This window comes from Ilyobacter sp., from assembly GCF_041583315.1.
GTDB lineage: Bacteria > Fusobacteriota > Fusobacteriia > Fusobacteriales > Fusobacteriaceae > Ilyobacter.
In genome coordinates this window covers 1-7,028 of record NZ_JBFHGC010000082.1, presented here as the reverse complement: position 1 = coordinate 7,028, position 7,028 = coordinate 1, and the positions used below count along the sequence as shown (strand labels likewise).

General features: G+C 30.4%; 6 protein-coding genes. 4 read left to right on the top strand and 2 right to left on the bottom strand.

The window, feature by feature from the left end; all coding sequences use genetic code 11:
• Nucleotides 1-252: 252 nt before the first annotated feature.
• The 4 genes from ABZA26_RS04405 (at nt 253) to ABZA26_RS04390 (ending at nt 3,525) form a co-directional block, all read left to right on the top strand.
• The gene (locus ABZA26_RS04405; RefSeq protein WP_372713301.1) at nt 253-1,071 is read left to right on the top strand and encodes an endonuclease I family protein; all 819 of its coding nucleotides are present in this window, start codon (nt 253-255) and stop codon (nt 1,069-1,071) included.
• 249 nt (nt 1,072-1,320) lie between these two features.
• Nucleotides 1,321-2,025 (top strand): ParA family protein, encoded by a 705-nt coding sequence (locus ABZA26_RS04400; RefSeq protein ID WP_372713300.1) that lies wholly within the window; start codon nt 1,321-1,323, stop codon nt 2,023-2,025.
• Nucleotides 2,018-2,728 (top strand): hypothetical protein, encoded by a 711-nt coding sequence (locus ABZA26_RS04395; protein WP_372713299.1) that lies wholly within the window; start codon nt 2,018-2,020, stop codon nt 2,726-2,728. The genes ABZA26_RS04400 and ABZA26_RS04395 overlap by 8 nt, the downstream gene beginning before the upstream one ends.
• Before the next feature lie 347 nt (nt 2,729-3,075).
• Nucleotides 3,076-3,525 (top strand): DUF86 domain-containing protein, encoded by a 450-nt coding sequence (locus tag ABZA26_RS04390; RefSeq protein WP_372713298.1) that lies wholly within the window; start codon nt 3,076-3,078, stop codon nt 3,523-3,525.
• A 121-nt stretch (nt 3,526-3,646) separates the two neighbouring features.
• Here the strand turns inward: ABZA26_RS04390 and ABZA26_RS04385 are convergent, their stop codons facing one another.
• Nucleotides 3,647-4,012, bottom strand: a complete 366-nt coding sequence (locus tag ABZA26_RS04385) for a hypothetical protein (RefSeq protein WP_372713297.1) — start codon at nt 4,010-4,012, stop codon at nt 3,647-3,649.
• A gap of 203 nt (nt 4,013-4,215) precedes the next feature.
• Nucleotides 4,216-6,315, bottom strand: coding sequence for a DNA topoisomerase (locus ABZA26_RS04380; protein ID WP_372713296.1), 2,100 nt, complete (start codon nt 6,313-6,315; stop codon nt 4,216-4,218).
• Nucleotides 6,316-7,028: the final 713 nt, after the last annotated feature.

Here is a 7,028-nt window from a genome sequence, read left to right as displayed (position 1 = left end):
AGGCCAATAATAAAAAATAAAAAATTATAAAACAATTCTATCTAAATATTACTGTATAAGATTTCAATATGGATAATACTTCCAATGGAAGAAAGATAATATTAAATTCAAGCTAAATTTTTAAGCCTTTCATTTTATTAAACTTTTACATTATAAAATTGATAGTTTACACAAGACTTGAAACAGAAACATATTTATTGATAAAATATGGTATATTACAGTTGTATCAACTCAATATCAAAAGGAGAAAAAATGAAAAAGATACTAATTATATTGTTACTTTCAATGTTCTGGATTAGCTGTGAAAAAGAAGAAAAACAAAAAGATTTAACTAAGGTTATTTCAACGAAAGATCAGTATTATAAAGAGGCTGACGGAAAAGGAGGAGCAGATTTAAAAAAAGCTCTAAACCAAATAATCACTGCAAACCATAAAAAATTAACATATAAAGAAGCATATAATGCCTTGGAATATACAGATGAAGACCCTAATAATCATGAGAATATAATCTTATTCTACACCGGCAGGAGTCAGCCAAAAAAAATAAGATCTCAGTTCGATTCTAAGGATGGATGGAACCGGGAGCATGTCTGGCCAAAATCAAAGGGCTTTAAAGCTAGAAGTAACAATTATGCATATACAGACCTCCATCACCTCAGACCAACAGATACAAGTGTTAATAGTTCCAAAGGAAATAAGGATTTGGACAATGGAGGAACCAATAATAAGGAGGCAATAGAAACCAAATCAGATAGAGATTCATGGGAACCAAGAGATGATATAAAAGGAGATACCGCCAGAATGATGTTTTATATGGCTGTAAGATATGAGGGGACTGGGGGGAAATACGATAACTACGACTTAGAGCTTGTAGATTACACCGGAACTGAAAGCTCTAAGGAGAATTTTGATGGAAGATACGGGAAACTCAGCACCCTGTTGGAGTGGCACGTGCAAGATCCTGTAGATGATGCAGAAAGGTCCAGGCATGAGAAAGTTTATGAAATACAGGGAAACAGAAATCCATTTATAGACTATCCTGAATGGGTCAGTTATATTTGGGAAAATTAAAATTAATCAGTCTTCCCTAATCTATTGTTTTCTCTTCTGATTTTTTAACAGGCTTTTTAAAAAGTTGTTTTTTATCCCTTAAAAGGCTACAATTTATAGAGGTTCATTTAAAGATCTCAATGAAAATTAAACATAGATAATCCATATAAAACGTTGCTTTTTATTTGCTTTATGCTTATAAAATAAGGAATCAGCAACTGTAAAGAAGAACTCAGAAAAAAATTTAAGAATAACTAATGGGGGTATAAAATGGGGAAAATAGTTACTATTAAAAATAATAAGGGAGGCGTAGGAAAATCTACACTTTCTAAAAACATAGCCCATGGATTGTCACTTCTTGAGAACAGAGTAGCATTAATAACTTCAGATGCACAAAACGACAGCCTCATTCTTCTGGGAAGATGGTTTGAAGGAGGGAAAGGGTTAAAGTACCACATACAAACAACTGACGATGTAAGGATAAAAATAAGAGAGAACTTAGATTATTTTCCAGTTGAAACGGATATATTTGGAAATAATCTTAAAAAGAAAATTAAATTAGTTTTTGAAAATCTAAAAAAAGAATATGATTATATAATTGTAGACTGTGCACCAGTTTTTAACGTGCTAAATGATGTTATACTTGAAATAACCGATGAGATTATAGTACCGATAAAATTGGACAAATTAAGTACGGCTGGAATAACTAGACTGATAAATAAAGCAGAAGGTAAAAAAATATCAATGGTAGTACCGAATCTAGTGAGAAATACTAAACTGAATAAAAAATATTATGAAGACCTAAGTACTTTTTTTTCGGGGACAGGAGTATTTTTATCAGAGCCTATTCCTGAAAGTGTTGTGGAAGAAGCACTAGCTGAAAAGGGGAAAACTATCTTTGAAACAGGATCAAAAAAGGCAATCCCAATACAGGAAATTTACGGAGATATTATAGGGAGGGTAATTAATGGCTAATATGGATGTTATGGAGAGATTAAAAAAACAATCTGGCAGTTTTAAACAAAAAACTCAAATTAAAAAAGTGCAAGTTACCGATCGGTCACTTGCACTTAAAATTCCGGAAGAAAATATAGATGGAAATTTTGAACTTACCTCTGATGCAACTTTAAATAGTTTTTTCAGAAATAAGGCTACCGAATTAAAGATGATCGAGGGTGTTTCCAAAATAGAGCTCGGAAGAATTCTTCAAGAAGTTTTCGAAGAAATATCAGGAAAAAATCAATATGACGAAGGATTATACGAAAAATTTTTATTTGAGGCAAATTTTAATAAACAGACTGCTCTAAGATACAGAAAAAGATATAACCTATTCTCTACTGTAAATACAGATCATGGAAAAGGAATAGTGGCAATACTCAACAGAGAGGTTATAAATGAAATATATAAACTGGAAAACGAAGAAAAAAAATCTATAATAAAAAAAATTGAAGAGGGTCTTGATAAAAACTCCTTAGAAAAACTTTTAATAGAAAAGAAAGAAACCATTGAAAAAGAAGAAAAACCAGTAATTCCTTTTTATAAAAATATATTTTCTTTTGAAAAAAAAATAAGCAAGATGAACAAAGAAGAAACAAATAAAGCCAGGGAAGAGATAAAATCTATAATAAAAGAAGCAATAAGACTGGAAAAAATCCTAGAAAATTTTGAAACCGAATAAAACAGATTAATAATATTTTTATTATGATAGTTATCTTATTTATTGTAGAAAGTTTTAATTCTATAACAAATGAACATTTTACAGGGTATTATTTAATGACATTCCAATAAAAAATACTAAAAAAAAATTAAATATCCATAATCAGTTTTTCAAAAAAGGAAAAAGACAAAAAAATCAATATAATACTAGTAGTAAGTATTTTTATAAAAGATTCTTAACGAAGAAATTCAATGTATTACATCCATTCAAAAATCTAAAGAATAATGAGCTTATTTGAACTTTCTCAAAAGTAGCCAGAATAAGATATAGCCTTGAATTTTTTATGAAAGTTAGAGAGGAGGTTATTCATGAGAAAAAATACAAGCGGCAATTTGGCCCCGATAATTGATATTTTAAGAAGCATAGAACAGCTTTCTGAACTGGCGAATTCTTATAATAATTCTTTTGAATTTTACAATGCCTCAGATCATATGCTATTCAATAATTCTCTAAGCCTGCTCGTAGATATAGGAGTGGCTTCTAAGAGAGTCAGTAATAATATAAAGGAAGATCATCCTGAAATTCCTTGGCAAGTAATGAAACATTTCATAGGAGTCACAGAGAAAGAATCTACCCTGTTAAACAGGGAAATTCTTTTTGACCTGATTAAAGATAAACTGCCAAGAATATCTGGGATTTTGGAAGAAGTTATCCTATCAGAACTAGGTAATAAAAACTTTGATACGGAAGAGTATCAGAACTACTCGGCCAATAATACCAATTTCTATTCAGAGTTAGAAGACTCTATTCAAGATTAGATTATTTTATTCTAGAGAGGCGAATGCCTCTCTTTTTTTATAAAAACTAAAATTCCAAGTTATTTGGACTTCTGCTTCACTTCCTATCAAGAGTAACCTAAATTGTATATTCATAATTATTTTAAATATGATAATTCATCTTGATTTCCCTGTTATATCTCATCTGATTTCTTTTCATGTCAGACTTAACATAAGATCTCCGTCTTTCCAGTCTTTCAATTTTTCTCATGTTGACTCTCATAGAATGTTTTTCTCTTCTTATTCTACTGTTGATTCTTTTAATTTTGGCTCTGAATTCTTCCTGTTCCCTGTTATGAGCTATCTGAAGTTTTTTATACTCACGGTTCTGTCTTGTTGCAAAAGAATCCCTTTGGTGGTGTGACCGTACAGTTTTTCTTTGGGATTCCATATGACTTTTATCCGGTGTATTGTGAGCAAATGAAACTGCCGATATTGAAAGTGCCATAATAACCATAAGTTTTTTCATTATATTTCCTCCTGTTGTATCTGTTTTGATTTATCTTAATGTAAGTATAAGCTCCGTGTACGACAGTTTCGTGACAGAATTATGTATAAACCAATCCTTACAGCTAGATCCTTCAACAACAGGTAGGAATTTATCCCAGATTTTCTTTTGAATTACTTGGACATAGGTTTTGAGATTACGAATTTTTTTATAAGATTTTCGAGTTATATTGTTCTTTTAATAATTTTTTCTGGTCTATTTTTTTTTGGGAATCCATCTAGCTCAAAATTTACATAATCCCCGTTTAATTTAATTTTTAAGTATCCTTCATATTCTTTCCCAGCCTTATTTTTAAGGTTAAACTGAGCCTTTCCAGATTCTTTTAGAAGCATCTTTGCCTTTGTTTTTGTTATTTTTATTTTATTATCATAATGTTTTGAATCTTCCCAGAGAGTAAATTTACAGCCTTCTCTATAACCTTCGCAATAATAAGTGATCTTTTCAGTTTTAGTTTTTCCCTGGTAGATGTTTTTTCCGCATTTAGGGCAATGACCTATAACCTCTTTATTTGGATTTTTCGAGTTTACTTTATCTATTGTTACTTTTTTTGAAATAGTCTCACCCAGTTCTTTTTTTGTCAGTTCTACTAGAGTTTCCAGTGTAGTTTCCCCTCTATATATTTTCTTCAGAAGTTTGGAAAATTCTATTGTCCGGTCCTTGTATAGGTTTATCTGAAGGGCATCCAGTGTATTTATCAAATCTTCTCCCAGGGGTTCTATGGAAAAATTTTGACCTTTCTGACTGAGATATGTTTCCTTTATACATTTTTCTATAATACCTGTCCTTGTTGCCTCTGTTCCTATCTCAATACCGTCTAAAATAGCCTTATATTCTTCCTCTTCGGTAGTTTTTTCTGTTTTAAATGGGTTTTTAAGAAAACTAGATAAGGAACTCTCTGTTATTTTAGATGGAGCCTGTGTCTCTTTGGAGATTATATTAAAATCTACTTTAAATCTGCTACCTATATTGAGTTTAGGGAGGTTATCTGTGATTTTTTGAGGTTCATATTTTAAGAAACCTTCATTTTCAATTGTCTCGCCCTTTAAAGTGAATGTTTCTTCGTTAACTTTTATTTCTAAAGTAGTTTTAGATAGAATAGTTTCTTCATCTAAAAAGTTTGAGATAAAACGGTTAAGAACAGCTTCATATACTGTTTTTTCTAAGGCTTTAAACTCATCTTTTTTAGGTTTTTTATTGGTGATAATAATAGCACTGTGGCTCTCTACCTTACTGTCATCAAAGATAGATTTATTTTTTTTTACTTTTAGGTTTATATCTGGATAATTCTTTATAATTGATTCTACTTTTGGAATTTCATTTATACTGAGATACTCTGTATTTGTTCTTGGATAGGTGATATATCCCTTCTCATACAGGCTTTGTATAACCTTTATGGAATTTTGAAAATTAATTTTATGGGACTTAGACAATTCTGACTGTAACTTAGAAAGAGAAAATAGTTTTTTAGGGTATTTTTTCACTTTTTCTTTTTTCAAGTCTGATACAAGTGCTTCAGATTTGTTTAGTAGATTTCTTTTTTCCTCTACCTTTGGCCTGTCTTTCAATTTAAATTTTTCTTTGATTTCTAATTTAATCCCTTCAGTTTCTGAAACCAACTGCAAATATTTTTCTGGTTTAAAATTCTTTATTTCCAGGTCTCTGTCATAGATAAATTTAACAATCGGAATCATAACTCTACCTGCTCTCAGAAGAGTACCTTTTTTTAAACTGATATGTCTAGTGAGATTGATTCCGAGAATCCAATCGAGGTAAGTTCTTGCATAGCCTTCAGAAGCCAGGTTTGAATATTTTTCATTAGAAGACAGGTTTTGCAGTTCTTTTCTGATGGTCTCTTCTGTTTGTTCTGGAAGCCATAACCGGGTAACTTTCAAATTTGTTTTCAGATTATCGATGATTACATCTATGATGATCTGTCCTTCGCGGTCTGCATCGCCACAGTTTATAATTTCGGTGATGCTTTCTTCGTTTATGATATTCTGTAATATTTTAAACTGTTTTTGTATACTCCCGTCTTTTCTAAGTTTAAATTCAAACTCTTCAGGAATAAACGGAAGAGGTACATCCTGCCAGCGTTTCTTTTGTCCAAAATAATCATTTACAGATTTAAGCTCAAATAGATGGCCGAAAGCAAAGCTTACAATATACTCATTTGTAGAAAAGTAACCATCTTTTTTTTGAAATTTACCTAAAGCTCTCGCCACATTCAGTGCTAAGCTAGGCTTTTCACATATAATCAGCTTCATAATTTTACTCCCTTTGTTATCATTGAATAGAATTTTTAAAAATATAAAATTCCATTTAGTTTTTCATATTAATCCCTCAATATTTCATTCTTAATTTGGTTTTATTTTCTAATCTGGACCTTTTGATTTCCCCAAAGAATCTGCTGTCAAATAAGCTAGGGTGTGTCCCAAGAACTAAAAATTCTCTGTAAAAGGTTGTAATTGCTCACTTGATAAATAAGGCAACTCTCTTCCTTCAGAGTCTTTATTTTTAATCTATTTGTAAAATTTCTTATTTATACACAATTTATTACCTATTCTTATTATACAATTTTCTTCAGTTGCAGACACCTTTTTTAATAATTTTTTGATATCTTTCTTTGGAGATTTTCTTTCATATATATACTTTTTAGAGTTTTTAAGAATGTTAAACAGGATAATGGCCAATTCTATTTGTTAAATATTACAGTCAAAAGCTCGTCACACAGAATACAGTATGTCTAACATTAAAAAAATATCGCCCTTCTGAACTCTCGTTTTAGAATATTCCAGACACTATTTATGATTACTTTATTTAAATTATATAGTTAGGTGCTTGATTAAGTAAGTTTACTATACAAACTGATTAATTTATACTATATGGTTGTATCTTGACATCAAACTGTTGTATAATAACTCCAAACAAAAAATATATACAAAAGGAGAGTAAGATTTATGAAAAAAGTATTATTGGT

Bases quoted from the DNA above. Each gene is read 5' to 3' on its own strand.
- ABZA26_RS04405 (WP_372713301.1), top strand. From the start codon at position 253: ATGAAAAAGATACTAATTATATTGTTACTTTCAATGTTCTGGATTAGC.
- ABZA26_RS04400 (WP_372713300.1), top strand. From the start codon at position 1,321: ATGGGGAAAATAGTTACTATTAAAAATAATAAGGGAGGCGTAGGAAAA.
- ABZA26_RS04395 (WP_372713299.1), top strand. From the start codon at position 2,018: ATGGCTAATATGGATGTTATGGAGAGATTAAAAAAACAATCTGGCAGT.
- ABZA26_RS04390 (WP_372713298.1), top strand. From the start codon at position 3,076: ATGAGAAAAAATACAAGCGGCAATTTGGCCCCGATAATTGATATTTTA.
- ABZA26_RS04385 (WP_372713297.1), bottom strand. From the start codon at position 4,012: ATGAAAAAACTTATGGTTATTATGGCACTTTCAATATCGGCAGTTTCA.
- ABZA26_RS04380 (WP_372713296.1), bottom strand. From the start codon at position 6,315: ATGAAGCTGATTATATGTGAAAAGCCTAGCTTAGCACTGAATGTGGCG.